This window comes from Exiguobacterium sp. s7, assembly GCF_018618195.1.
Taxonomy (GTDB): domain Bacteria; phylum Bacillota; class Bacilli; order Exiguobacteriales; family Exiguobacteriaceae; genus Exiguobacterium; species Exiguobacterium mexicanum_A.
This window is the reverse complement of sequence record NZ_JACSLO010000001.1, coordinates 375982-401593: the sequence shown is the minus strand read 5'-3', so window position 1 is coordinate 401593 and position 25612 is coordinate 375982. Positions and strand designations below refer to the sequence as shown.

Below are 25612 nucleotides of genomic sequence, written 5' to 3'. Positions count from 1 at the left end.
TATGATGTTTCCTCTTTGTTCTACCCTTAGTATAAGAGGCATAGTCATCGTTTTGCGGAAATGAAGCATCGATTACAAGATTCTTCACAATTTGCGTCAATTGGGTCAGACGATGATGTTACGGAGCGTCCCGAGTCCCGTGATGCTCACTTCGACCGTGTCTCCTGATTGGAGATAGACGGGCGGCTTCATGCCGTGGCCGACCCCGGCCGGTGTGCCGGTCGCGATGATGTCTCCTGCTTCAAGTGTCATGCCCTTTGACAAAGTCCGAATTAACTCTTCGATCGGGCGAATCATATCCGCCGTCGACCCATCTTGACGTGTCTCGCCATTGACGACCGTTTGAATCGTCAGTGGGAACGAGAGCTCATCCGGTGTGACGATATATGGCCCCATCGGACAGAACGTATCGAACGATTTGCCGCGGAAAAACTGGACGTGTTGTTTTTGCACATCCCTGGCCGTGATGTCGTTCAGAATCGTGTAACCAAAAATATGGGCATCGACGTCGTCAATATCCCGGCCTGATTTCCCGATGATGACGGCGAGTTCGCCTTCATAGTCGAGCTGGTCGGTCAATTCGGGGTGACGTTCGACGACAGCCTCTGGGCCGACGACCGAGGTCGGCGCTTTCGTGAAGATGACGAGCTTACCGGCCCCGGCCGTATCCATCTCTTTCACATGCTCTTCGTAATTTTTCCCGATACAGATGACATTTTTGAGCGGACGATACGGTGCGACGAACGTGACGTCTTGAAGCGCCAGCCTTGGCGCGACATCTAGATCGACATCCGGTTCAAACTCACGCGCGATGACTTCTAACAACGAAGTCGTATGTAATTGGTCACTGACGTCATAGACGAACTCTCCTGCCACGACACCGACCCTTTGCTCTCCTTCAACTTGAAAACTACACCATTTCATCAAAATTCCCCCTTTTTTGCTAGTATACAAAAAATCGGGACGCGACGGCCCCGATTACGCTTTGTTTAAGAAAATAATCCGCTGGTTGCTCGATCCCCGAAACCGGAGCGACCGGTCCATGAGCGGCTGTTCGAAACGCCCATCGACGAGCACATCGGCACGGTCGAGCACCCTTGTGACGAATTCGTCGTGCATGGCTTGCAACTGTTCGAGCGTATAGCCCGTATACACCCAAACGTTTTTCTGAAGGACCTTACATCCGTCGACGAGCCGTGCCAATTCTTCCGGTTGCAGAAATGGTTCCCCGCCTGAAATCGTCACCCCGTCCCAGCCTGATTGTTCGATTTGAGCGAGTAAGTCCGCGACCGAGACGTCTTGTCCTCCACGCGGATTCCAAGATTCTGGATTATGACACCCGGGGCAACGGTGCGGGCAGCCCGCCGTAAAGATGACCGTGCGAATGCCTGGACCGTCGACGACCGATTCTTCAAGTACGGATAGGACGCGCATGATGCTTCACCCTCGCTCGTTCTTCTTCTCGTTTTGCCGAATTCCACCGGTCCATCGTCCCGACCAAGTAGCCGGTGATGCGACGGATCCGTTCAATTCGTTCATGTTCGCCACATGTCGGGCACGCTTCGTCGATGATCCCTTCAAGGCCGCAGTTGCCACAACGGTCGACCGGATGGTTGATCGACCCGTAGCCGACGTTCTCGGTCCGCATGAGCCGGACGATCGCTTCGACCGCTTCCGCATTATGGGCGAGCGATCCGTCGACTTCGACATACGTGATATGACCCGCATCACAGAGCGCGTGGTAAGGCGCTTCGAGACGGACTTTATCGCGAATCGAGACCGATTGATACACGGGCACATGAAACGAGTTCGTATAAAAGGCGCGGTCGGTCACACCTTCGATCATCCCAAACGATTGCTGATCTCTCGTCACAAATTTACCCGACAATCCTTCGGCCGGGGTCGCCAAGAGAGAAAAGTTCAAATCGTATCGTTCCGATGCCTGCTTCATTCGATCACGTAAATGAGTGACGATATCGAGCCCAAGCCGTTCCGCCTCTCGTGACTCGGCATGCGTGCCACCTGTGAGAACACGAAGCGCTTCGGCGAGACCGATAAATCCGACCGAGAGCGTCCCTTGCTTCAGTACCTCGCGAAGATCGTCTTCTGGCCCGAGTCTCTCTCCCCCCCGCCAGACGTGTTGGGCATAGAGGAACCGAAATTCGTCGGCGTGCCGCTTCGCTTGATAGTCGAATCGTTCGAGCAATTGATCGATGGCGACGTCGACGTAAGCGTCGAGCGTCTCATAAAAAGTATGGATATCCGAGGAGACGAGTGCCATTTTGACCAAGTTCAACGTCGAAAATGATAAGTTGCCTCGTCCAATCGACGTCTCGGCACCATGCCGATTCCCCATCACCCTTGTCCGACAACCCATGTAGGCGACTTCCGAGCCGTGCGTCCCGTCGTAGTATTGAAGGTTGAACGGAGCATCGACGAACGAGAAGTTCGGGAATAACCGCTTGCCCGTCACACGACAGGCGAGACGGAACAAGTCGACGTTCGGATCGTCCTCATGGAAGTTGACCCCTTCTTTCACTTTAAAGATTTGAATCGGGAAAATCGGCGTCTCCCCGTTACCGAGCCCTCGCTCGGTCGCGCGCAGCAACTCTCGAATGAATACGCGTCCCCACCGGCTCGTGTCGGTGCCGTAATTGATGGAAACGAACGGTACTTGTCCGCCACCACGTGAGTGCATCGAGTTGGCGTTGTGGATGAACGCCTCACACGCTTGATACGTCGTCGCGATTGTTTCAGACTCGGCAGTTTCAAAAAGTTGCTCGGTCGTCCATTCGACTGGTAGCTTTTTGAGCCGCTCGAGCTGACGTTCATACGTCTTTTCGACATACGGTGCGAGGTCGACATCAAACATCGGGAAAGCTTGACCGCCATGCTGCATGTTTTGGTTCGCTTGAAGAATAATCGAAGCGAGCGCCATCGCCGAGCGGATATCCTGTGGCGGTCGAATCGTCCCGTGCCCGGTATGAAATCCGTTCGTGAGTAGCTCACCGAGTGGGATTTGACAACACGTCGTCGATCCTGTCACGTAGTAGTCGGCGTCATGGATATACAAAAAATTATCCTCGACGGCTTGACGTGACCGTTCTGATAATAGATATGTCGTCGACAATTGTTTTGATACTTCTGAGGATAATCGTGCCAATTTTCCAAGTGGTGATTTCCCGTCGACGTTGGCGTTCTCTTGTACGAGGTCCTGATCTGGGAGAACACAGACATCTTCATAAAGCTGGAGCATATTCACTCCGCATCACCTCACTATATATTGATTACAAGCGAGTTAATTACTCGCTTAAGTTCCATATATAGATTATGTCATGTTTTGCTATTGAGATGTGAAGTCGAAATTGTGATCAATGCTTGTGATAAAAACGCAAAAACAGTCGAGCCACTGACGTGGACTCGACTGCTCGTTGTCGTGAGCTACCTTATACTTCTTTGGCAGGTTTCACAATTTTCAATTCGACTTCTTCCGTTGCTTCCGATTCTTGGGCTTCACGCAAGCCTTTCGCGTTTAACCAGGTATAGATCGCACCCATGAACAACGCGCCACCGATGATATTCCCGAACGTGGCTGGGATCAAGTTGTGGATCGCGCCGGCAAAGCTGATCGCCTCAGGATGCGGGACGACGAGCGTGAGGGCGAACAAGACGAAGTTGGCGATGACGTGATCAAATCCTGAGGCGAAGAAAACGGCGACGAGAAAGATCATCGAGAAGATTTGGGCGAACTCGTTTTTCATTTGCTTCGGCAAGAAGATGGCAAGACAGACCATCCAGTTGCAGAAGATCGCGCGGAAGAAAATTTCGACCGTCGTGTGGTGCATCTTGCTTTCGACGACCGAGAACAGCCAGTTGTCCATCCCAAGTTCTTGGATGACACCGGTCGGCGCGAGCAGCAAGGCGAACAAAACGCCACCGAGCGCATTCCCGACAAAGCAGAGCAACCAGACGAGCATCGTGTCGCTGAGCGTCGTGTACCCCCGCATCGTCGAGGTTGTGAAGTACATCGTATTCCCGGTGAACAGTTCGGCTCCGCCATAGATGATCATGACGAGGGCGATCCCGAATGAGAATCCTCCGATGAGCGTTGTGAACGGAGAATCGATCAAATACATTCCGTTGACGACTTTCAGTGTGAAAATTGAAGCGAATCCGATAAAGATCCCCGCGAGCATTGCTCGTAAAAAGTACTCCATTGGCCGATAATGAATCATTTGCGAAGATGCCTGTGCTTTCTTCCGCAACGATTCGAGTGCATGGATTTCCATTGATGCCATGTCACAAACCCTTCTTTCTGTTTGAATGAAACCATTATAATAAGAACGAACATGTGAAATCATTAACAATATAAGCCCGAAACGAATAAATTGCAATCGCCCCTTCCACATGTTGACACATTTTTCACATCGTAATCGTTTACATTTGTCGGATTTGTGACTAGAAAAAAACGACCCTTTGCAAAGGGCCGTTCGAAATGATTATTCTTTGTTTTCAGAAGCCTCTTCCGACTCTTCCGTTGAAGTTTCTGACGCCTCTTCAGTCGCTTCAACTTCGCCTTCTGTCGCTGTATCAGCTTCAAGGTCTTCGACCGCCACCGGTTCATTCACCGATGCGATTTGAAGATCACCCTCAGATACGATTTCGTAATCTTTGTTCTCTGGAATATCAGCGACAGTGAGCGAGTCACCGATGCCGAGTTCAGAAACATCAAGCTCGATACGCTCCGGAATGTTGGCTGGTGTTGCCGAGACCGTTACTTTATAGAGCGTCTGTGCCAAGTAGCCGCCTTCTTTGACGCCTTTCGCGTCGCCGACAAGTGTGACGTCCGCTTCGACTTCTGTCGCTTCGTCCATCTTCACTGCCATAAATTCGACGTGCTTGTATTCGTTCGTAAATGGGTCGACTTCTGTCCCGTGAACGAGTGTGTTCACTTTCTTACCATCGATATTGAGTTCGATCAAAGCGTTGTCGCCGTGTTCACGAAGAATCTTACGAAGTGCCATCTCTTCGAATGCGACCGGTGTGCTTTCAACTTTGTAGCCGTAAACGACACCTAACACTTTTCCTTCTTTACGCAAGTTAGCGCGGACCGAACGTGGTCGTAATTCTCGTTTCGTTACTTTAAGCGTGTCTGCCATAATCTTTTCCCCCTACTGGTTTATCGATCATGTCTACATCTTGAGGGTGAGGCAGTGAAAAAGCCACCTCTCAACCTCGATGCGTTGAGTGACATGTGTATATTGTTCCCATAGCCACCTATCCATAAACGTAACAGGAGGTTAAGAAAAGATTACAGGCGTGTCACATAACGCGTTTAAATAGCTTCTCGAGCTCGTACGTGCTCCACTTCACTAAAATCGGACGTCCGTGCGGACACGTGTACGGAGACGTCGTCTGATTCAAATCGTGAAGCAATTGCCGCATCATCTCGTGGTTCAACGGATGGTTTGCTTTAATCGACCGTTTGCACGCCATCAAAATCGACGCATCTTCCCGATATTTAGCGATGTCAATGGAGCGATCCCGGATCGCCATCTCTATCAAATCACGGACCGTTCCTTCTAAATCGTGTTGCGGGTACCACGTCGGAATCTCTCTAACGAGGAACGTGTTGCCGCCGAACGGCTCCAATTCTAGACCTGCTTCTTTTAAAAGCGGAGTGACTTCTTCAATCGCGAGCGCCTCTTCTTGCGTGAACTCGAGCGTGAGCGGAAGCAGCAACAACTGGTATTCCTTGTCAGGATTCCCGAGCTGCTCGTAAAACAACTCATATTTGATTCGTTCCTGGGCCGCGTGTTGGTCAATGACGTACATCCCGTCCTCGGCACCACAGACGATATAACTCGCATGCAATTGACCGATGACGTCGAGCGGCGGCAACCGCTCTCGTTTCGTCTCGATTGTTTCCGATTCGACCGTCGACGCTATCGGCTCAGGCGCTTCATTGACGAGCGGGGTCGGCGACCATCGACTCGGTGACGTGACAGGCTCACGTGGAATTGGATAGTTCCACGTCGGCGCTTCATCCGTGACCGGCGCCCGTTCAACCGTGAAATCAAGTCGCTCTTGTTCGGTCCGATTGACCGGTCGCTCTTTCGGTTTGACCGACGGGATTAAACGCTGTTCCCGGAGTGTCAGTTGGACCGTCTCGCGAATCAATTGACAGAGCTCTTTCTCTTTTGAAAGCCGAACTTCTCGTTTCGTCGGATGGACGTTGACATCGATCAGCATCGGGTCCATGTTCACTTCGAGGACAGCGATCGGATAACGACCAATCGGTAGTAGCGTGTGGTAGCCTTCGAGCACACTTTGGGTCAACGCAAAGTTCTTGATGCTCCGACCGTTCAAGATGAGCGTCACGTACTGCTTGTTCGAACGCGTCACTTCCGGACGGACAAGATGGGCGCTCAAACTATAGTCGTTCGTCTTACTCGACGCCGTGACAATTTGTGCCGCGACTTGTCGGCCATAGATGGCGAGCATGACTTGCTTGATGTCGCCGTTCCCACTCGTCCTGAGCAGTTCCTTGTCTTCATGGAACGCCGTGAGGCGAACTTCCGGGTGGGACAAGGCGATTCGGTTCAACGTGTCGGTGATGCTCGCCAGTTCCGTCGCGGACGTTTTCAAATACTTCAATCGGGCTGGTGTATTATAGAACAATTGACTGACGGCTATCTCCGTCCCGACGTTCGCCGCGGCCGGTGTTTGCGCCGTGACAACGCCGCCTTGAAGCGTCATCTCGAACCCGTCTTCCTCGGCCCGGCGTGACTTCAGCGTTACATGGCTGACCGAAGCAATCGAGGCGAGCGCCTCGCCCCGAAAGCCGAGCGTGCGAATCCGGAACAAGTCGTGCTCGTCCCGAATCTTACTCGTCGCGTGACGTAAAAAGGCGCGCGGGGCGTCCTCTTCATAAAACCCGTGCCCGTTATCGCGGACTTTAATGAGACGGATGCCCGCTTCCTCCAAATCGACTTCGATTTTGGTGGCGCCGGCGTCAATCGCGTTCTCGACGAGCTCTTTCACGACCGAGGCCGGTCGCTCGACGACTTCGCCAGCCGCGATTCGGTTGGCCAGTTGTTCCGGTAACTCTTGAATGATTCCCATCGACTCACCCCTTCTTCGCGGATTGTTGGAGCGCATAGAGCGCTTGCATCGCCTCGATCGGGTTCATCGCCAACAAATCGAGTTCGAGCAATTGTCGTTTAATCTCGTCTTCCGCCTCAAAGAGCGATAGTTGGGCCACGGGTTCTGCCGTTCCCGGATGTTCAACAGCTGCCCGTTCCGGTTTCGAGTCCGTCTCAAGTTGAGACAAAATGGTCCGCGCCCGTTCAATCAAATCACGGGGCAATTCAGCGAGCTCAGCGACATGAATCCCGTACGACTTATCGGCCCGCCCCGGATGTACTTCATGTAGAAACACGACACGCCCGTCTCGCTCGATGGCACGGACGTGCACGTTCTCAAGAGCAGGGATCGTGTCTTCGAGCACGGTCAGCTCGTGATAGTGGGTCGAGAACAACGTCTTCGCTCCAATTGTCGAAGCGATGTATTCGACGATAGCCTGGGCGAGCGCCATGCCATCATACGTCGACGTCCCCCGACCGATCTCATCGAGCAAGATGAGGCTGTGTTCGGTCGCCTCTGTCACCGCTTGGCGTGTCTCCGTCATCTCGACCATGAACGTCGACTGGCCGCTCACCAAGTCATCGGCCGCACCGATGCGGGTAAAGATTCGATCAAACAATGGAATCTCAGCCGCTTCAGCCGGCACGAACGACCCGATTTGATGCAAGATGGCAATCAAGGCGAATTGACGCATATATGTCGATTTACCGGACATGTTCGGTCCGGTGATTAAGAGCATGCGCCGCGTGTCGTCGAGCGTCAAATCGTTGGCGACGTATTCACCGCGTGGTAGCACCGTCTCGATGACCGGATGGCGGCCACGATCGATTTGGACGTTCGTCGACGTCGTCGGCCGGACATAGTCACGTTTTTCGGCGACGATGGCGAGCGCGAGCAAGACGTCGAGCTCACTGAGCGAGCGCGCCAGTTGTTGGAGCGGTTTCGTCTCTTGCTTGACTTGGTCACGCAAGGCGACGAATAAATCATACTCGAGCGTACAACTCTTCTCTTCAGCCCCGAGAATGAGCGCTTCTTTCTCTTTTAGCTCGGGTGTGACGTAACGCTCGGCGTTCGTCAGCGTCTGTTTCCGTTCGTAACGTCCCTCTTCGAGCAGACGGGCGTTCGCTTTCGTTACTTCCAAGTAATAGCCGAAGACACGATTATAGCCGATTTTCAGCGACTTGATGCCGGTAGCGACCCGCTCTTGTTGCTCGAGATTGGCAATCCATGTCTTTCCGTTCGCTTTCGCCTCGAGCAGTTCGTCGAGTTCGGCCGAATAGCCGGCACGAATCATCCCACCCTCTTTAATCGAGATCGGTGGCGCCTCGACGAGCGCTGCCTGGAGAATGCTGGCCAAGTCGTCGAATGTGTCGAGCGTATCATCGATTTGACGAAGCCGTGAGGCCGTGACGCCTTCGAGCAAGGCCCGCACCGCCGGGATGCGCTCGAGGGTGTTCCGGAGTTGGACGAGGTCACGGGCGTTGGCCGTCCCGTAACCGACTTTGGCGACGAGCCGTTCGATATCGTAGACGTGACGTAGCTGTTCACGCAACTGGTCACGAAGCATGAAGTCATCGACCAAGTTCTCGACCGCATCTTGTCGGTCCCGAATCGCCTGCTCGGTATAGAGCGGCTGTTCGAGCCAACGTTTCAGCAACCGTCCCCCCATCGCCGTCGTCGTCTCATCAAGCAAGGCGAGAAGCGACCCTTTCCGTTCACCGGACCGAGCCGACCGGAACAATTCCAAGTTCCTGGCCGTGTTGGCATCGAGTTGCATATGGGCCTCGACTTCATAGGCGACGGCCGGTTGGAGATGATCGAGGGCGCGTTTTTGCGTGCGCGTCAAATAAGCGAACAGCAATTCAAACGCGCTCACTTGCGCCTCGTCTTTCGCTCCGCTCGACAACGGGCTCGCTAGCCGCTCTGTCTGCACCGACAACGGAATGCCGAGTGATGAGAGATGGTCTGCCAACTCGGCGTCATCAACGATGATTTCACTCGGGACCAACCCTTCGACTTCACGTAGGACGGCCTCACGCGACGGTAAGGTCGTCAACCAAGATTCACCTGTCGTCACATCGCCGCGGGCAATCCCGAAACGGCCTGCTACGTTCACGACCGATAGTAAATACCGGTTCTCTTTCTCACCGAGTGCAGCCATGTATGTACCTGGCGTGATGACTTGGATGACTTCACGTTTGACGAGCCCTTTAGTCGCTTTCGGATCTTCCATTTGTTCACAGATGGCCACGTTGAATCCTTTTTCGATCAGTTGTTCAATGTAGATAGCGGCCGAGTGATGTGGTACGCCACACATTGGAATCGGGTGCTCAGCGTTCTTCCCGTTTTTCGCGGTCAATGTCAACGCAAGTTCTTTGGCGACGATTTGGGCATCTTCAAAGAACAGCTCGTAAAAGTCACCGAGCCGGTAGAAGAGAAAGGCGTCTGGATAATCGGCCTTGATTGAAAAGTATTGTTTCATCATCGGGGTTTGATGTATCGTTTCCATTCGTGTTCACCTCTAGAAATTAGAACAGCTGACCAAAGGCCAGCTGTCTGTTTGTTAGTATCCGCAGCCGCCGCGTGATTTCTCCGCTGCCATACCGCTTCCTGTTTTACCGGCGAGAACGTCACCGTCCGTCGACTCGATAATGCGATCTGTCACCGAGTTGGCGAGTGTGACCGTCACGTATTGAAGCAAATCGTTCACTTCGACTTGCGTCTCCTGAAACGCCTGGACAACCGGGATCGAATCGAGTTCGTCCATCGCCTTGTCGATTTTCAGCTCAACTTTGGCGAGCGCTTCCGTCTTCCCGTAGTGCTTGCAGTTGACGGCTTCTTTTTGTAAGTATTTGATACGTTTAATCAACGTTTGAACGCGTTCACTTTCGTTCACTTTCGTTTCCGCTTCTTTGAAGCGGGCCACTTCCGGCGTGCTCGCCAATAAGTCGGCTAATTCTCTCGCTTTTTGAATCACAGTTTGATCAGTCACCATCGTAAACCCCTTTGCTCTCTATGATTGAACGCACGCCTTGACGCACGCAAGTATTCCTCATCATTCTACCACGAACTTATGGCAAACGGTACCGCATCGATTCACTTCGAGACGGTCGCCGTCCGAACCATATCGACGTGAGGAATCCCGTCCTCTAAGTAATCCTCGCTCGTTCGTGTGAACCCGAAGCTCGCATAGAACGGCTCCACGTATGTCTGTGCTTGCAAGTACAAATCGCGATCCCCAAAGTCAGCCACGGCTTCTTGCATCAAACGCCGCGAATGGCCTTGTCCCCGATGCGTCGATTTCGTGACGACACGGCCGATGGCAACCGGCGACTCCTCCTCGAGGACACGTAGCGCCGCGATCGGACGACCATCAGCCTCAATCCAGTAATGGACCGCCGCCACGTCTTTCCCATCGACTTCTTGATATGGGCAATCTTGTTCCACGACAAAGATTTCGGTCCGGAGCGCCAATAACTCATAGAGTTCTTTCGTCGTCAATTCGTCAAACCGTTTTTTATGCATCTCCACTTGTCTCCCCTCATAACTTCGAACCGAGCGCTCGAGCGACATGAAGCCCGCTCGTCATCGCCCCGATTGTGCCTGCCCCCGGAAATACTGTATCCCCGCAGACATACAGGTTCGGCAAGGTTGTCCGGTAGCTCGCCGCATGGAACAAAGCTTGTTGCGGTGTTTGGGCATAACCACCGACCGCGCCGTGCGGACGTTTCGTATATTTCACCCACGCCCCTGGTCCCCCGGGCAACATGACAGACGATTCGCCGTTCCAGTCCGGGAACGCTCGACTCACAACCGAGACGAGACGCTCGGTCCAATCTGTCTCTAGTTTCTCATACGTCACCTTGTCTTTCCAAGCCTGCCACTCTGTCAAATCGATATGGGTCGAGACGGTGACGGTCCGTTCCGGCCGCTCGGTCCGGAGCGAATCATCTGCGGCTGACATCGAGATGAAGGCGTGTCCTGACGGTAAGTCATCGCTATACACTTGTTGGAACAGCGGACGGTTCATGCATATCGCTTCAGGTAACGTGACGTACAGACTGAACGTTCCCCATTGCGAGCGCTTTAAGTGACGCCCGTACTGCTTGCTGAATTGACGTGACGTATCTCCGCTCAGCAGTTGAGCGGTCGCCTCGAGCGGGATGGCGGAGACGACGACATCGACGAGGTCGAGCCGGCCCCGCCGATCGGTCAAGAGCCAACCGTCCGCCACGCGCTCGAGTTTGACGATTTGTCGTCCGAGAAGGGTTTGTCCGCCGTCTTTTTGAATCGAGCGCTCCAAGGCGTGAGCGAGCGTGTACAAGCCGCCATCGACGTAAAATGCCCCTTCGTGGTAAATCGATAACGCGACGGCCGCGAGCAAGTGACTCGCCTCGCGAGCTCCGGTCTGAAGACTATCGAGCAAAATCCCGTCGATGACCCGTTCGAACGCCGTCCCGTCCAATCGATGCCGTTTTAACGTTGTACCGAGCGACCGGTATAACTTCCGAAACGCACGTAGTTGCGTCGGTCGAAAACCACGTATCGCAACCGATGCGTAATGAATCGTTCGAAACGGCAACGCCGGTAGCGTCTCAAACAAAGGACGAATCGTCTCAAAATCGGTCCATACTTCATTCAAGAAGGCACGAATCCGCGGAGCGAGTTCGGGAAACGTCGATTCAAGTTCAAGTAAAAAACGAGTCGGGTCTTGATAATAGCGGACCGTTTTCCCGTCCACATGAATCTGCATCACTTCCTCTAACACCCGAACGTCGATCGACTCACCCAAATACGTCAGCACTCGTTCGTGTAGTCCGCCCGGTTCAAATCCCATCCCGAGCGTTGCCCCGGCTGGGAATCGGTAGTCACCGCGCTCGAACTTACCGGCGCAACCACCCCACTCCCGCGATGATTCAAACACCGTCACGTCATGACCAATCCGACTTGCCAACGCCCCGGTCGTCAACCCGGCAATCCCACCGCCGATAATCCCGATTCTCATTCCTCATCCCCTCCTGACTTCATCATACATGGGTTCCTTGTATCCGAGATGTTTCGACGTGTTTCGGCAACATATTTCAAGCTTTAGGCAGGGTTCTGCCAGAAGATGGCGAAAAAAATCGATAAAGGACAGGTGAAACTATATGCGAAGTCGGGTCATCATTTATCTGCTCATCCCTATCTTAATTTTTATCGGTATTTTGATCACACCTCCATCCGAAGAATCACAAAAAGTCGCCACGATGACGGCTGTCAACATTCAAGAGATGATTCCGTATGAACGCGAGTACACGGCACAAAAAGTGTTACTCAAGGAAGTGAACGATGGCCGCGAGGCAATTATCGAGGAGTGGCGACTCGAACGCGGGGCGCGCACGACTTATAGTTACGTGTTACGACTCCAAGGGTTCGATACGGTGATTCAAGTCGATGCTGGGGCGGCCAACACGCGCTCGGACGGCTATTATGCCATGCAAGCGCACAGCCCCGTCTTTGAAGCGGACGAACCGCTGTCAATCGGTTATCCAATTGTGCTCTTCGCCAGCGAGCAGCGGCTCGTATTGAACCAGATGGAAGTACGCGTCCTATACGAAGAGGACGGTGTCATTGAAAAATGGCGTATCCTTGAATCCACAGACTCCTAACAAAGGCGGAATCGATATGAATCTCACGTTTCAACGAGCAACCGAATCACAACTGACCGAAATTTATAGTCTTGCAGGCGTCAACCGCGAAGAAGCAACCAATCACGTCTCGGCTGATAGCCGGGAAAAGATGATTGAAGCGTACGAACACTCTGCGAAATTTGGTGCCTATTTCCTCTGTCTCGTCGATGGTGAGACGCTCGTCGGCTGGACGCAAATCGATAAAGCGTTCGACTTTTTGACGGGTGCAGAGGTCGGCTGGGTGAACGACCTGTATATCAAGCCCTCGTTTCGCGGTCACGGCTATGCCAAACTATTGATGCGAGAAGCACTCGATACGTTCAAACAGATGGGCCATACCGATGTGCGCCTGAACGTGTATGCTCACAATCAAACGGCGATGCGACTATATGAACAACTCGGTTTCACCGACGTCAGTAAATTTATGAAGATTGACATTTGAAAGGTGGTATTCGATGCAAAAAATACTTCTCATCGGCTCAGGCGGTTCGGGCAAATCGACGCTCGCCCGCGTGTTGGGAACCCAACTCGGCATCGACGTCCATCACTTAGACGCCTTACTATGGAAACCAAATTGGTCACCCGCCACACGGCAAGAACAAATTAAAACGCAGTCCGCATTGATTGGACGCGATTCATGGATCATCGACGGCAATTACGGGGGCACGCTCGACTTGCGCCTTCATGCTGCCGACACGATTGTTTTTCTCGACTTGCCGAGGATTATTTGTACGTATCGCGTCTTGAAGCGCATGCTTTCCTATCGTGGCAAGACACGTCCGGACATGGGCCCAGGTTGTGAGGAACGGTTTGACCCGAAGTTCTTGAAATGGGTGTGGGATTATCCGAAATCGCAACGCCCGATTGTGATCAACCGATTGCAAGCCCTTCCTGATAACAAACAAGTCATCATATTGCATTCACGGACAGAGGTTCGTGACTTTATAACGCGCGTCGGTACGGAGCAACACCTATGATTCCTAAACTTGAACCAATTGTAGCAGCGAAGACGTTCGTCACAACGCGTTTCCCCCACTGTCGGGCCGCACTGCTCGCCGGGAGCGTCGTCCGTGGTGAGGCGACCGCAACGTCGGATTTAGACATCATCATCTTCGACGACACCCTCGGCTCGTCTTATCGAGAATCGTTCATCGAGTCCGGATGGCCCATCGAACTATTCGCCCATAACTTGACGTCGTATCGGACGTTCTTCGAGCAGGATTGCCAGCGTGCCATTCCGTCGTTACCGAGAATGGTCACCGAAGGCATCATCTTGAAGGACACAGACATCGTCGAAGACATCAAACGTGAAGCGAGAGCGTTGCTCGACAGCGGGCCCGAGGTTTGGTCGGACGAGACGATTGAGATGAAGCGATACTTCCTGACCGATGCACTCGAGGATTTGATTGGATGCACCACTCGGGCAGAAGGGTTATTCATCGCGGGCACTCTCGCCACGTTGGTCTGTGAGTTCATCCTGCGCACGAATCGACAATGGATGGGCTCCTCCAAATGGACATACCGCGCTCTCGACCGCTACGATGCGCAAGCAGCCCGAGAACTCGTCACTGCCCTTGAGGCGTATTATCAAACGAACGAACCCGACGCGCTCATCCGTTACGTCGATGAGACGCTCTCCCCGTTCGGCGGCCGGTTGTTCGCCGGATTCAGCCGCGGGAAATCAAACGAAACGTGAGGGTATCCCATGTTCTTTCTTCAAATGTCCGGTTTCCCTGGGTCCGGCAAATCGACGCTGTCTCGGGAAATCGCTCGACGACTGGATGCGATCATCGTCGATCACGATGTCACGAAGACGGCACTGCTTGAATCGACTTCACAACACCCGCTTGACCCGGTGCTCGCCGGAAAAATTGCCTATGATATCGATTGGGCGCTCGTCGAGTTCCATCTTGCTTTAGGTCGGAACGTCATTTTAGATAGCCCTTGTCTATATGACGTGATGATCGACCGCGGTTTGGCGATTGCGGCAAATAACGGGGCCACGTATCGTTACATCGAATGTCTCATCGATGACATCGATGAAATCAATCGCCGTTTACGGGAACGCGAGCGGAAGCTCAGTCAAATCAGCAGCGTCTCGCCAGAAGATTTCCAACAGACCGTCGCAGCCAGTAAAAAACCGCCGTTTATGCATACGCTTACAATCGATACGAATCGCCCCCTCGAGACGTATTTACCCGACGCCATCGCCTATCTGCAAGCGATTGATTGACCACCTGATGCATCCTGTGACTTTTTCCTGGATGTATTTTTTTAATCATTTTTGTATTTTTATGCTTTACAATTAATAATCATACATATACACTTAGTCTCATATCTTGAAGGAGGAATTCATACATGAAAAAGTGGGTCATTACAGGGGGATTAGTGGCAAGTGCATTACTAGCAGGATGTAGCCAAGAGACGACGGGCGAAGAGAAAAAAACACTCGTCATGGGGACGAGCGCCGATTACTTCCCGTATGAGTTTGTCGATACGGCGAACGGGGACGAGATTGTCGGATTTGATATCGAGATTGCCGAAACCGTCACGGAACGCCTCGGCTACGAACTCAAAATTGAAGACATGGACTTCGGCAGCCTGCTCGGGGCACTAAACGCCGGACGTGTCGACTTCGTTATGGCCGGTATGACGCCGACCGAAGAGCGGAAAGAAAATGCCGCCTTCTCGGATATCTACTTGTCGGCGACGAACTTAGTCATGACGAAAGATGAGTCACTCGAATCGATTGAAGCGCTCGCCGGCAAGAAAATCGGTGTCCAAACCGCTTCGATTCAAGAAAACATCGCCAAAGACCAAGCTCCGGAGGCAGAGCTCGTCTCATTGAACAAGATTCCAGAGATCGTCCAAGAGTTGAATACGGGTCGGATCGACGCGATGGTCATCGAGGACACGGTCGCCCAAAAATACTTGGATCAAGACGCAGGGCTCTACACGTTCGCGCTTAAAGAAGATGGCGAGAAAGGTTCTGCAGCCGCCTTTAAATTGGAGGACGACCTTCGCGATCAGTTCAACGAAGAGTTGAACAAGATGATCGACTCAGGTGAAATCGACAAACTCGCCAAAAAATGGTTCTCGATGGAGCCGACGGAATGAGACCAGTCTCGCTGCCGATTTATCCAGTCACCTATCCAGAAGGTTACCGTTTGAATCAAAACGAGAGTCAGTTCCCGGTGCCGTCCCGCCTCTATGACCAGCTCGCGACGATCTCGTTCCAAGACTTGCATGAGTATCCGGTCCAACCGATTGACGAGTTGTTCACCCGTTATGCGTCCTATGCCGGTGTCGACCCGAATCAATTGCTCGTCGGTTGCGGCAGTGACGAGATGATTCACGTCGTCACCCAGGCGCTGTTGGCACCGGAAGACGTCGTCTTGTCACCGAGCCCGGATTTCGCACTCTATCCGATCTTCACGACAATCGCGCACGGCCGGCACGTGCAAGCCGATGACCTGTCGTATGACGCACTCGTCCAGGCGATCACGCAACACACACCGAAGCTGTTGCTGTTGTCGAACCCGAACAATCCGACCGGTAAATTGTGGAGCGTCGCTGAATTGGCCGAACTCGCGGGACTCGTGCCGTACTTGATCGTCGACGAAGCCTATATCGACTTCGCACCGACGTCGAGCATGGTGGCCCATCTTGATTCATTTGCGAATGTGATTGTACTGCGGACGTTATCGAAGGCGTTTGGCCTGGCCAACGTCCGCCTCGGTTTCATGGTCACGACGACCGAACTCGCCGCTTATTTCCGTCAGTTCGTCCCGCCGTTCAACATTAGCGGTGTCAGCGCGAAAATCGCCAACATGTTCTTACAAGATGCGACGTATCTCGATGAGGCCATCGCATGGCACGCCGACATGCGCGGACAGTGGACCGACTTGTTCGCCACCATCGGACACGTCCATCCCGCCGAGGCGAACTTCATTTACGTCACGCTCGATGAGCCGGAGGCCGTTTGGGCCCACCTCGTCGCGCATGGCGTTCACACATCGAAACAACCGAACGGGATTCGCATCACGCTCGGCAATGAATCTGCTCTCGAAGCAACACGTCAGGCACTAGTCACCTTCGCGTCACAACCGACAGCATAAGCAAACGACCCGACGTGATGTCGGGTCGTTTCGTCATGGTATGAACTTGAGCACTTTTGCTGGATTCCCCCCGACGACGGCACGGGCTGGCACGTCTTTCGTCACAACGGCGCCAGAGGCGATGACGGCATCGTCCCCGACTGTCACCCCTGGGTTTAGAATGGCACCGCCGCCGATCCATACCCGATGTCCGACCGTGACCGGTTTCCCGTATTCAAGACCCGAGATTCGTTCGATCGGGTCGAGCGGATGCGTCGCTGTATACACGTGCACACCCGGACCGAGCATGCAATCGTCACCGAATGTGATTGGACAGATGTCGAGGAATACGCAATCAAAGTTAGCGAAGAACCGTTCTCCGAGATGAATGTTATAACCGTAGTCGCATTTGAACGTCGGCTCCAAATAAAACGAACTTCCGGTCGAGCCGAACAGCTCCGCTAACACTGCTTTTCGGTCGTCGAGTTCATCAATCCCGGATCGATTAAATCGTTCCGTCAAACGCCGGGCCTGACGCCGGTCGGCGACGAGTTCCTCGTCTCCGGCCAAGTAAAGCTCGCCCCGAATCATCTTTTCTTTTTCAGTCATCTGCATCTCCCCCTATTCTGTCATCATTATAGAGGAATTTCTAGCGAAATGGGGAATAGGAACATGACGAACTAGAGGAGGAATAGACAGATGAAACGAATTCTTGACTGTAGAGCCAGTGATTTCTTGACGTTCAACCGCTCGGATTTGATTGGATCGATTCGCAAAGCCGAAGGCCGGACCGTACTCGCCGAAGTCATCCCGACCGTACAACCACTCTATCCGGAAGTGACGAACGCCGAACTCGCGCGGGCGTTCGGTGCTGACATGATTCTTTTGAACATGCTCGACGTGTTCCACCCGTACATAAAAGGTCTCGAAAGCCACGCCTTGTTCGGAAACATGCCGGGCGAGACGATGTCTGACAATCCCATCATGGAATTGAAGCGGCTCGTCGGTTTGCCGCTCGGGGTCAACCTCGAGCCGGTCGACTTTTCCGAGAAATCGGAGGACATGTATGATGTGAAACAAGGACGGCTCGCGACACGGGAAGCGTTCGCCAGAGCGTCAGAGCTCGGGATCGACTTCATCTGCCTGACCGGAAACCCGAACACCGGGGTGACGAACGAGGCGATCGAGCAAGCCATCATCAACGCGCGCCAAGAGTTCGCGGGCGTCATCATCGCCGGGAAGATGCATCAAGCCGGCGTCGGCCGTGTACTTGATCAAGAGGCGTACGTCCGTTTTGCTGAAGCCGGGGCCGATATTATCTTGATTCCAGCGCCCGGCACCGTTCCTGGCGTCCGTGAAGATGAATTCTATGAAGTCACGCGCGAGATTCAAGCGTTGGATAAACTCGTCGTCGCCGCCATCGGCACATCACAGGAAGGGTCCGATGAAGCGACGATTCGTGACATCGCCTTGTCCTCGAAGCGCGGTGGGACGGACATCTTCCATATCGGCGATGCTGGGCTGTCCGGAATCGCCACACCGGAGAATATCCAGGCGTTATCGATTGCGATTCGGGGACGGCGCCATACGTACATCCGTATGGCCGCCTCGGTCAACCGCTAATCAAAAGGAACGAAGCCGATTGTGGCTTCGTTCCTTTTTGTGTTACCAGTCGGTGACGTCTCGGCGTGGTTTCGCCGGAGTCGTCGTCCCGTGCCGTTTGGCGAGGAGCGCCTCAACGTCTTCTAATGACACGCCTTTGGTGGCGAGCAAGACGAGCAGGTGGTACAAGAGATCGGCCGACTCTTCGACCAAATCTTTATCGTTCAGCGCCGCGATGACGACCTCGAACGACTCTTCCCCAAACTTTTTGGCAATCTTGTCGACACCTTGGTCGAATAAATAAGATGTATACGACCCTTCTTTCGGTGATGCCTGTCGTTCTTGAATCAACTTCTCTAATTCGTGAATCATCCTTCCACCTCCGTGAAAAAGCAGCTTCGATTTCCTGTATGACACGTCGGCCCATTGGCGCGGACACGGACCAACAACGCGTCTTGATCGCAATCGACGTGGATGCTTTCGAGCTCGAGCGTATTTCCGCTCGACTCCCCTTTCATCCAGAGTCGCCCTTTCGAACGTGACCAGAACGTGACCGTGTTCGTCTCGAGCGTCTTCTGAATCGCCTCGTCGTTCATGTAGCCTAACATGAGGACGGCGTCGTCCTCTGTCGACACGATGATGGCTGGAATCAATCCGTTTTCGTCGTAACGAACCGCATCGGCAAGTTGTGCTCGCTGCATACGTGTTTCACCTCTTCCACTGTCGTTTTCCGGTCATGCAAAATCGAGGCGAGTAGCGCCGCATCGACCTTCTCGAGCGCGTCGACGACGTGATTCGCGTTCCCGGCACCGCCAGAGGCGATAATCGGGATATCGACGGCGTCCCGGAGCAAATCAAGGATTCGCAAATCGTAGCCGCTCTGCTTTCCGTCCTGATTCATCGACGTGACGAGCAGTTCACCCGCCCCAAGTGCGGCCACTTGCTTTGCCCAATCGACGGCCCGCAACTCGGTCCGGTTCTTCCCGCCATACGTATAGACGAAGTAATCGTCGTCTTCGAACTTGACGTCGATGGCGATGACGATACATTGTGACCCGAACCGCTCGGCCGCTCGTTTAATCAAATCGGGTGATTCGACGGCGAGCGTGTTGAGCGACACTTTATCGGCCCCAGCTTTTAAGAGCGAGGAAATATCCTCAAGCGACCGAATACCGCCGCCGACCGTGAGCGGAATGAACACTTTCCGGGCGACGGCACTGACGACGTCAAGCATCGTCTGGCGGCGTTCCGTACTCGCAGTGATATCGAGAAACACGAGCTCATCCGCACCGGAGGCGTCATAATACTTGGCAATCTCGACGGGGTCGCCGATGTCACGTAACGCGACAAACTCGATCCCTTTGACGACACGACCGTCTTTCACATCAAGACACGGAATGATGCGACGTTTAAGCATGGCGCGCCTCCCACTCGATCAAGTCATCGAGACTGACTTGTCCGGAGAGTAGTGCCTTCCCGACGACCGCCTCGTCGATGCCGGCCGCTTGAAGCGCCTCGACGTCAGCCTCGGTCGTCACGCCACCCGAGGCAATGATCGTGACCGAAACAGCCTCACGGAGCGCCTTCATCCGCTCAAGGTTCGGTCCGTTCAATTTCCCGTCCGAACCGATATCCGTATAGAGAATCGTCTTGACCCCACGGTCGACGAGTTCTTTCGCGGCATCGATATCTTTTAAGTCGGTCGCTTCTTGCCATCCGTTGACGGCGACGATGCCATCATAGGCGTCGAGGGCGACGGCGACCCGATCACCGTACTTCGCGAGCGCCCGGTCCAAGAAATCCGAATCTGTGAACGCCTTTGTCCCAAGCAAGACACGGTCGGCGCCGGTCGCCATAACCGCATCGAGCGCTTCCTCGGAACGGATGCCTCCGCCGGTCTGGACGAAGAAGCCGCACGATTTGGCGAATCGGACGACATCAAGATGTCTCGGTTCGCCGGCTTTCGCTCCCTCGAGATCAATCAAGTGAAGCATCGGAACGCGCCCTTGCCATTCCTTCAATTTCTCATACGGGTCTCCGTACTGTTCTTCTGTATTGAAATCGCCTTCCGTCAAGCGGACGATTTTTCCGTCAATCAAATCAATGGCCGGTAGTAATCTCACGTTCGACCGCCTCCTTCCATTCTGTCAATAAACGTAATCCGAACGCGCCACTCTTCTCGGGATGAAACTGCATCCCCGTGACGAGTCCTTTTTGCACGATGGCTGGCACGGTTTCACCCATATAATCGGCAGACGCGACGATGTGGACTGGATCAGTCACGACGTGATACGAGTGGACGAAATAGACGTCCTCGTCGCGCAAAATCGAGTTCCATCCGACGTGTGGCAGACGTTTCGCCCGCATCCGCTCGACGCGCCCTTCAATCAAACCGAGTCCCTCCGTCGGCACGCCTTCCATACTCGATTCAAACAAGAGTTGCATGCCGAGACAGATGCCGAGGAACGGCTTTTCATTCGCCGATCGTTTCAACAGCGGAATCAGCCCCGTCTCGCTCAGCGATTGCATCGCCTGCGGGAACGCTCCGACCCCAGGCAGCAAGATGGCATCAGCTGCCTCGATTTCCACTGGATCGTTCGTGATGATGACGTAACAGCCGATAGCTTGGAGTGCCCGTTCGACGTTGAACACGTTACCCATTCCATAATCGATGACCGCGATTTTCATCCTTCGATCAGTCCTTTCGTCGACGGCAATCGATTCGACCCGTCTTGCCCAATCGCCTCGGCGAGGGAGCGACCGAACGCCTTGAACAACCCTTCAATCATGTGGTGCGAGTTCGACCCGTAGAGGACCTCTAGGTGCAGTGTCAACCGGGCGTTCATCGCCACGGCCCGGAAAAACTCTTCGGCGAGCTCGGTGTCAAAGTCTCCGAGTTTCGGATTTTTAATATCGGCCCGGTAGACGAGGAACGGACGGCCCGACACGTCGACGACGGCACGCGCGAGCGTCTCGTCCATCGGCAAATAACTCGTGCCGTAGCGGCGAATGCCGATTTTGTCGCCGAGCGCTTGATTGATCATCTGCCCAAGGGCGATTCCGACGTCTTCGACCGTATGGTGAGCGTCGACCCACGTATCCCCTTCGACATGGACCGTCAAATCGATTTGGCTGTGGAACGCGAACAGTGTCAGCATATGGTCAAAGAAGCCGACACCTGTCTTGATGTCACTTTGTCCTGTCCCATTCAAATCAAGCTTGAGCTCGATGTTCGTCTCTTTTGTCTCTCGTTTCGTCTCAGCTGTTCTCAAGTGAAGTCACCTCTTCTATCGTTTGTTGAAGCAAGCGGTACGCCTCGTCCGTGCCGGCACTGACACGAATCCCGTCTGCGAACGCGCGAACATGGACATCCTTTTCTAAGAAACGGGCGGCCCAAGCTTCGCTGTCCAGTGTTTTGACGTATAGGAAATTGGCACGGCTCGGTAAGACGTTTCCAATCGGTGCGAGCAACGTTTCAAGCTTTTGTCGTTGCGTTTGATGGAAGCTGATCGACTCCTCGATATATTCGGAGTCGTTCAACACGACCGTCGCCACGGCCGCACTCAGCCCGCTCACGTTGAATGGCGAACGGAACCGATCAATCTTCTCGATTAAGCGCTCGTCGGCAATCATGAAACCGATGCGCAGATTCGCGAGTCCGAACGCTTTCGATAACGTACGGAGAATGATGACGTTCGCGTGGTCCGCGAGTCGGTCTTTGAATGAATCTTCCATCGTGAAATCGATATATGCCTCGTCCACGACGAGATATGGAACACGGCTGGCGACCGTTTCGAGTTCATCGAGTGACCACATCTTTCCCGTCGGATTGTTCGGGTTCGACACGAGCACAAGTTTCGGCCGTTCCGCCTCGATCGTCTCGAGCAATGATTGAATCGACAATCCGTCCGCATCCGGCTGCACAAAATTCCCGCGAGCAATATGCGTATAAATGCCGTACATCGAAAAATCGGGAATCGGAGCGGCGACGACGTCATCGGCGTCAAGAATTGCCTGACATAAAATGGCTAGCAGTTCGTCACTGCCGCTCCCGACCATGAGTTGTTGCGGATCCACACCAGCATATGTCGCATAACTTTGTTTCAGCGCTGCCAACTCATCGACCGGATAATGGCTCAAATCGAGCGGAAGCTCTCGGATTGCCGTCTTTAACCGCTCTGGGAACTCATATTGGCTCTCGTTTTGATTCAACGCATGTCCTTTGACCGCCTGCGGGACGTAGCGGGGAATCGTCTCATAGTTCTGTCTCATACGTCCTCCAATCGAACCGCCATCGCTCGGGCGTGGCCGTCAAGTTGTTCTTGTTGCGCGATGCGAATCGCGGCGCGTGTGACACGTTCATCGAGCTCCGTCATCTGAAGGAACGTCTGTCTCCGGTAAAAATCATCGACCGAGAGACCGCTCGAGAAGCGGGCCGTCCCGCTCGTCGGCAAGACGTGGTTTGGTCCAGCGATGTAATCGCCAAACGCTTCCGCGGCTTCATGACCGAGGAAGAACGAACCACCGTGACGGATGGCTTGCATATAGGTTTCCGGGTCGGAGACGGCAAGTTGCACGTGCTCGGCTGCCATCTCGTTGGCGACTTCGATTGCACGTTCGCTCGACATGATGCGTACCCCGCCTCGTTTCAATGCCTCGACCGCAATGTCACGGCGTGGTAGCTCGGCCAGCTGGCGTGCCAATTCCTGTTCGATCCGTTCGGCCAACTCGTCTGACGTGACGAGAGCGAGTGCCGTCGCTTCGACGTCATGTTCGGCTTGGGCGAGCAAGTCGGCGGCGACCCATTTCGGATTAGCCGTCGCATCGGCGATGATGAGTACTTCAGACGGTCCAGCGACCGAGTCGATGCCGACGATGTGGGAGACGAGCGATTTTGCAGTCGCGACATAGGCGTTACCAGGTCCGACAATCTTGTCGACCGGTTTGATCGTCTCAGTGCCAAACGCAAGCGCGGCCACGGCTTGTGCCCCGCCGACGAGATGACACTCATCTGCCCCTGCGATTTTTGCCGCAATCAATAGCGACAAGTCGATGCCATCTGGTTTTGGCGGCGTCACCATGACGATCCGTTTCACACCGGCCACTTTCGCCGGGATGATGTTCATCAAGACGCTCGAGGGATAGACGGCCGTCCCACCCGGTACGTACACGCCGACCGAGTCGAGCGGCATGAAGCGACGTCCGAGTCTGAACATGCCATCTTCATACGCGTCGTCTTGACGACGCTGACGCTCGTGGAACGTGCGAATGCGTTCGGCGGCGAGCGTCAACGCCTCGGTCAACTCCCCGTAAGCTTCAGGTGGCGTGAAGGCCGTCAAGTCGACCGTTTCGATTACGTCGACACCGTCAAATTTCTTTGTAAATTCTAGGAGCGCCTCATCTCCGTTCGACTCCACGGCCTCAAGAATTGGCTTAACCGCTTCCGCCCAGCTTTCACGCCGGCTCCGATTCGTTTCCGTGCTCATTTCGCTTCCTCCTTGCTTAAACGACGAATCCAGGCCTTCAATTCATCAGGATCGTTAGCGAGCGCCGTCTCACTCGTGATGAACTTGGCGTTCACCGTGAAAATCGTTTCGTATTCCTCGAGGTCGTTCGCACGAAGCGTCGCCCCCGTCTCGACGATATCGACGATGCAATCGGCGAGTCCTGTGAGCGGTGCGAGTTCGACCGAACCGTTCAACGCAATCACTTCGACGTTCTGTCGCTTCGAAGCGAAGTGAGAGATGGCGATATTCGGATACTTGCTCGCGACTTTCAATTTTTTCGTCCCGTTCTTCCGTTCTTTCGGTCCGCAAACCGCCATCCGGCAACGGCCGAACGGCAAATCGACGACTTCGAGGACGCCAGGCGTCTTCTCTCGCAAGATGTCGCCACCGACGACGCCGACATCAGCCGCGCCGTGCATGACATATTTATAGACGTCATCCCCTTTGACGAAGATGAACTCATGCCCGTCGACTTCGACGGTCAGTTCCCGGCCGCGTTTTTCGGGCCAGACGGTTAATCCGACTTGTTCGAAATAGTCTCGGGCCGCTTTTTCAATGCGTCCTTTCGCGATGGCCACTTTCATAAAATCACCTCACCTAACTGTTCTAAATCGAGCGACAATCCGAACGCCCGTCGCGATTGACCGAAATGTCCGTATAGCGAATCATAGCGACCGCCCGAGAGGACGCGCCGTCCATCGATGCTTCCTGTCACCGTCAATCCTGAATAGTAATCAAAATCGCCGGTCTGTCCAAAGTCGTACGATACGTTCAAACCGATGGCGCGTAAATGTTCGACCGCCCGCTCGACTTCATTGATCGCAGCCGTCAATCCTAGCTCGGCGACTTCTCGTAGTTCAGCGAGTGCCGAATCACCGATTAAGAACGGTAGCTTCGCGATTAACGGGTATTGATACGTATCCGCGAGGTCACGGAGTGATTCCAAGTTACGGAGCGCCAAATATTGACGGAGCGTCCGCTCTGGGATCCCGGCCTCTTCCGCCACGGCCGCGACCAAGGCAGCCGAGCCGACTTGAATCCGAAGCCCGTCTTGCGGCAACACCCGCTCGGTCATACTGAGGAACGATTCAATCAGCTCCATATCGGGTGCATCACCATCAATCCATTCAAGCCCGAGCTGTTGACGCTCATGCGGCTGACCCGAATGTTTCGGGGTACGCCGATAGACGGCACCGGCATAGGCGACCCGCATCGGTTCATGACCATCGGCGAGCTTCCGAGCGATTTGCAACGTATAGTCCGGACGCATGACGAGCAACTCGCCGTCATTCCCGAACAGACGATAATAGGCCGACTCATCGAACAAGGCCAAGTCTTGATAGTGCGAATAATATTCCACGAGCGGTGGCTCAATGACACTGTAGCCATTTGACTCGGCTCGTTCTAAAAATGACAACATCCACTGCTTTGGACGCAGAACGTCTTCCCCTTGCAATTCGTGCCATCCTTCCGGGATGGATCCTTTTGTATTGAACCAGATCATCAATATCACCCTTTATCTTATTATCACTTTACCAAACTAAAGTAGTGTGTTAAATTTATCAAACCAAGCCGTTGCTGTCAACCGGCG

Annotated in this window: 29 protein-coding genes; 8 read left to right on the top strand and 21 right to left on the bottom strand. The window is 53.8% G+C overall.

Annotation, left to right across the window (positions count from 1 at the left end):
- Nucleotides 1-105: 105 nt before the first annotated feature.
- From KNP79_RS02085 to KNP79_RS02040, 10 genes are all read right to left on the bottom strand, one after another.
- Complete coding sequence (locus KNP79_RS02085) at nucleotides 106-924, bottom strand: fumarylacetoacetate hydrolase family protein (protein ID WP_215191025.1); 819 nt, start codon at nucleotides 922-924, stop codon at nucleotides 106-108.
- A gap of 54 nt (nucleotides 925-978) precedes the next feature.
- Nucleotides 979-1434, bottom strand: coding sequence for an anaerobic ribonucleoside-triphosphate reductase activating protein (nrdG, locus tag KNP79_RS02080; protein WP_215191023.1), 456 nt, complete (start codon nucleotides 1432-1434; stop codon nucleotides 979-981).
- On the bottom strand, nucleotides 1412-3256 hold the full coding sequence (locus KNP79_RS02075; RefSeq protein ID WP_215191021.1) for an anaerobic ribonucleoside triphosphate reductase: 1845 nt from the start codon (nucleotides 3254-3256) through the stop codon (nucleotides 1412-1414). The genes nrdG and KNP79_RS02075 overlap by 23 nt, the downstream gene beginning before the upstream one ends.
- Nucleotides 3257-3446: 190 nt before the next feature.
- Entirely contained in the window at nucleotides 3447-4289 is an 843-nt protein-coding gene (locus tag KNP79_RS02070; protein WP_034779841.1) for a formate/nitrite transporter family protein, read from the bottom strand.
- 210 nt (nucleotides 4290-4499) lie between these two features.
- Nucleotides 4500-5159: a 50S ribosomal protein L25/general stress protein Ctc gene (locus tag KNP79_RS02065; RefSeq protein WP_034777406.1), complete on the bottom strand. Its 660-nt coding sequence runs from the start codon at nucleotides 5157-5159 to the stop codon at nucleotides 4500-4502.
- 163 nt (nucleotides 5160-5322) lie between these two features.
- Entirely contained in the window at nucleotides 5323-7125 is a 1803-nt protein-coding gene (mutL, locus tag KNP79_RS02060) for a DNA mismatch repair endonuclease MutL (RefSeq protein ID WP_215191020.1), read from the bottom strand.
- Nucleotides 7126-7129: 4 nt separating this feature from the next.
- Nucleotides 7130-9655 (bottom strand): DNA mismatch repair protein MutS, encoded by a 2526-nt coding sequence (mutS, locus tag KNP79_RS02055; protein WP_215191018.1) that lies wholly within the window; start codon nucleotides 9653-9655, stop codon nucleotides 7130-7132.
- A gap of 54 nt (nucleotides 9656-9709) precedes the next feature.
- Nucleotides 9710-10141 carry a YlbF/YmcA family competence regulator gene (locus KNP79_RS02050; RefSeq protein WP_021067281.1) on the bottom strand — a complete coding sequence of 144 codons (432 nt, stop codon included), beginning with the start codon at nucleotides 10139-10141 and terminating at the stop codon, nucleotides 9710-9712.
- Nucleotides 10142-10242: 101 nt separating this feature from the next.
- Nucleotides 10243-10671, bottom strand: coding sequence for a GNAT family N-acetyltransferase (locus KNP79_RS02045; RefSeq protein WP_215191007.1), 429 nt, complete (start codon nucleotides 10669-10671; stop codon nucleotides 10243-10245).
- A gap of 16 nt (nucleotides 10672-10687) precedes the next feature.
- Nucleotides 10688-12151 (bottom strand): phytoene desaturase family protein, encoded by a 1464-nt coding sequence (locus KNP79_RS02040; RefSeq protein WP_215191002.1) that lies wholly within the window; start codon nucleotides 12149-12151, stop codon nucleotides 10688-10690.
- 142 nt (nucleotides 12152-12293) lie between these two features.
- On the opposite strand from KNP79_RS02040, the gene KNP79_RS02035 reads away from it, so the two are divergent.
- From KNP79_RS02035 to KNP79_RS02005, 7 genes are all read left to right on the top strand, one after another.
- Complete coding sequence (locus tag KNP79_RS02035; RefSeq protein WP_215190995.1) at nucleotides 12294-12794, top strand: hypothetical protein; 501 nt, start codon at nucleotides 12294-12296, stop codon at nucleotides 12792-12794.
- A gap of 16 nt (nucleotides 12795-12810) precedes the next feature.
- On the top strand, nucleotides 12811-13257 hold the full coding sequence (locus KNP79_RS02030; RefSeq protein WP_215190994.1) for a GNAT family N-acetyltransferase: 447 nt from the start codon (nucleotides 12811-12813) through the stop codon (nucleotides 13255-13257).
- Between the two features lie 13 nt (nucleotides 13258-13270).
- Nucleotides 13271-13792, top strand: coding sequence for a DNA topology modulation protein (locus tag KNP79_RS02025; RefSeq protein WP_214752815.1), 522 nt, complete (start codon nucleotides 13271-13273; stop codon nucleotides 13790-13792).
- Entirely contained in the window at nucleotides 13789-14511 is a 723-nt protein-coding gene (locus KNP79_RS02020; RefSeq protein WP_215190992.1) for a nucleotidyltransferase domain-containing protein, read from the top strand. The genes KNP79_RS02025 and KNP79_RS02020 overlap by 4 nt, the downstream gene beginning before the upstream one ends.
- 9 nt (nucleotides 14512-14520) lie before the next feature.
- Nucleotides 14521-15048: a P-loop nucleotide/nucleoside kinase family protein gene (locus tag KNP79_RS02015; RefSeq protein WP_215190990.1), complete on the top strand. Its 528-nt coding sequence runs from the start codon at nucleotides 14521-14523 to the stop codon at nucleotides 15046-15048.
- A gap of 125 nt (nucleotides 15049-15173) precedes the next feature.
- Nucleotides 15174-15932 (top strand): transporter substrate-binding domain-containing protein, encoded by a 759-nt coding sequence (locus KNP79_RS02010; RefSeq protein ID WP_034777396.1) that lies wholly within the window; start codon nucleotides 15174-15176, stop codon nucleotides 15930-15932.
- Complete coding sequence (locus KNP79_RS02005) at nucleotides 15929-16933, top strand: pyridoxal phosphate-dependent aminotransferase (RefSeq protein ID WP_215190984.1); 1005 nt, start codon at nucleotides 15929-15931, stop codon at nucleotides 16931-16933. The genes KNP79_RS02010 and KNP79_RS02005 overlap by 4 nt, the downstream gene beginning before the upstream one ends.
- Nucleotides 16934-16966: 33 nt before the next feature.
- Here KNP79_RS02005 and KNP79_RS02000 read toward each other — a convergent pair whose 3' ends face one another.
- Nucleotides 16967-17521, bottom strand: a complete 555-nt coding sequence (locus KNP79_RS02000; protein ID WP_214752807.1) for a maltose acetyltransferase domain-containing protein — start codon at nucleotides 17519-17521, stop codon at nucleotides 16967-16969.
- A 90-nt stretch (nucleotides 17522-17611) separates the two neighbouring features.
- On the opposite strand from KNP79_RS02000, the gene KNP79_RS01995 reads away from it, so the two are divergent.
- A complete protein-coding gene (locus KNP79_RS01995) occupies nucleotides 17612-18535 on the top strand; it encodes a DUF7916 family protein (protein ID WP_034777393.1) in 924 nt (307 codons plus the stop codon).
- 42 nt (nucleotides 18536-18577) lie between these two features.
- On the opposite strand, the gene hisE is transcribed toward KNP79_RS01995, so the two are convergent.
- Genes hisE through KNP79_RS01945 form a run of 10 tightly spaced genes read right to left on the bottom strand, consistent with a single transcriptional unit; the run spans nucleotide 18578 to nucleotide 25525 of the window.
- The gene (gene hisE, locus KNP79_RS01990; RefSeq protein WP_034777392.1) at nucleotides 18578-18886 is read right to left on the bottom strand and encodes a phosphoribosyl-ATP diphosphatase; all 309 of its coding nucleotides are present in this window, start codon (nucleotides 18884-18886) and stop codon (nucleotides 18578-18580) included.
- Nucleotides 18883-19215, bottom strand: coding sequence for a phosphoribosyl-AMP cyclohydrolase (gene hisI / locus KNP79_RS01985; RefSeq protein WP_034777391.1), 333 nt, complete (start codon nucleotides 19213-19215; stop codon nucleotides 18883-18885). The genes hisE and hisI overlap by 4 nt, the downstream gene beginning before the upstream one ends.
- A complete protein-coding gene (gene hisF, locus KNP79_RS01980; RefSeq protein ID WP_034777390.1) occupies nucleotides 19164-19931 on the bottom strand; it encodes an imidazole glycerol phosphate synthase subunit HisF in 768 nt (255 codons plus the stop codon). The genes hisI and hisF overlap by 52 nt, the downstream gene beginning before the upstream one ends.
- A complete protein-coding gene (gene hisA, locus KNP79_RS01975) occupies nucleotides 19924-20637 on the bottom strand; it encodes a 1-(5-phosphoribosyl)-5-[(5-phosphoribosylamino)methylideneamino]imidazole-4-carboxamide isomerase (RefSeq protein WP_215190982.1) in 714 nt (237 codons plus the stop codon). The genes hisF and hisA overlap by 8 nt, the downstream gene beginning before the upstream one ends.
- A complete protein-coding gene (hisH, locus tag KNP79_RS01970) occupies nucleotides 20615-21202 on the bottom strand; it encodes an imidazole glycerol phosphate synthase subunit HisH (RefSeq protein WP_215190976.1) in 588 nt (195 codons plus the stop codon). The genes hisA and hisH overlap by 23 nt, the downstream gene beginning before the upstream one ends.
- A complete protein-coding gene (gene hisB, locus KNP79_RS01965; RefSeq protein WP_214752801.1) occupies nucleotides 21199-21786 on the bottom strand; it encodes an imidazoleglycerol-phosphate dehydratase HisB in 588 nt (195 codons plus the stop codon). Before hisB ends, hisH begins: the two co-directional genes overlap by 4 nt.
- On the bottom strand, nucleotides 21773-22786 hold the full coding sequence (locus KNP79_RS01960; protein ID WP_215190974.1) for a pyridoxal phosphate-dependent aminotransferase: 1014 nt from the start codon (nucleotides 22784-22786) through the stop codon (nucleotides 21773-21775). The genes hisB and KNP79_RS01960 overlap by 14 nt, the downstream gene beginning before the upstream one ends.
- Nucleotides 22783-24000: a histidinol dehydrogenase gene (gene hisD, locus KNP79_RS01955; protein WP_215190972.1), complete on the bottom strand. Its 1218-nt coding sequence runs from the start codon at nucleotides 23998-24000 to the stop codon at nucleotides 22783-22785. The genes KNP79_RS01960 and hisD overlap by 4 nt, the downstream gene beginning before the upstream one ends.
- Entirely contained in the window at nucleotides 23997-24605 is a 609-nt protein-coding gene (hisG, locus tag KNP79_RS01950) for an ATP phosphoribosyltransferase (protein ID WP_034777382.1), read from the bottom strand. Before hisG ends, hisD begins: the two co-directional genes overlap by 4 nt.
- Nucleotides 24602-25525, bottom strand: a complete 924-nt coding sequence (locus tag KNP79_RS01945; protein ID WP_215190971.1) for an ATP phosphoribosyltransferase regulatory subunit — start codon at nucleotides 25523-25525, stop codon at nucleotides 24602-24604. Before KNP79_RS01945 ends, hisG begins: the two co-directional genes overlap by 4 nt.
- Nucleotides 25526-25612 lie beyond the last annotated feature (87 nt).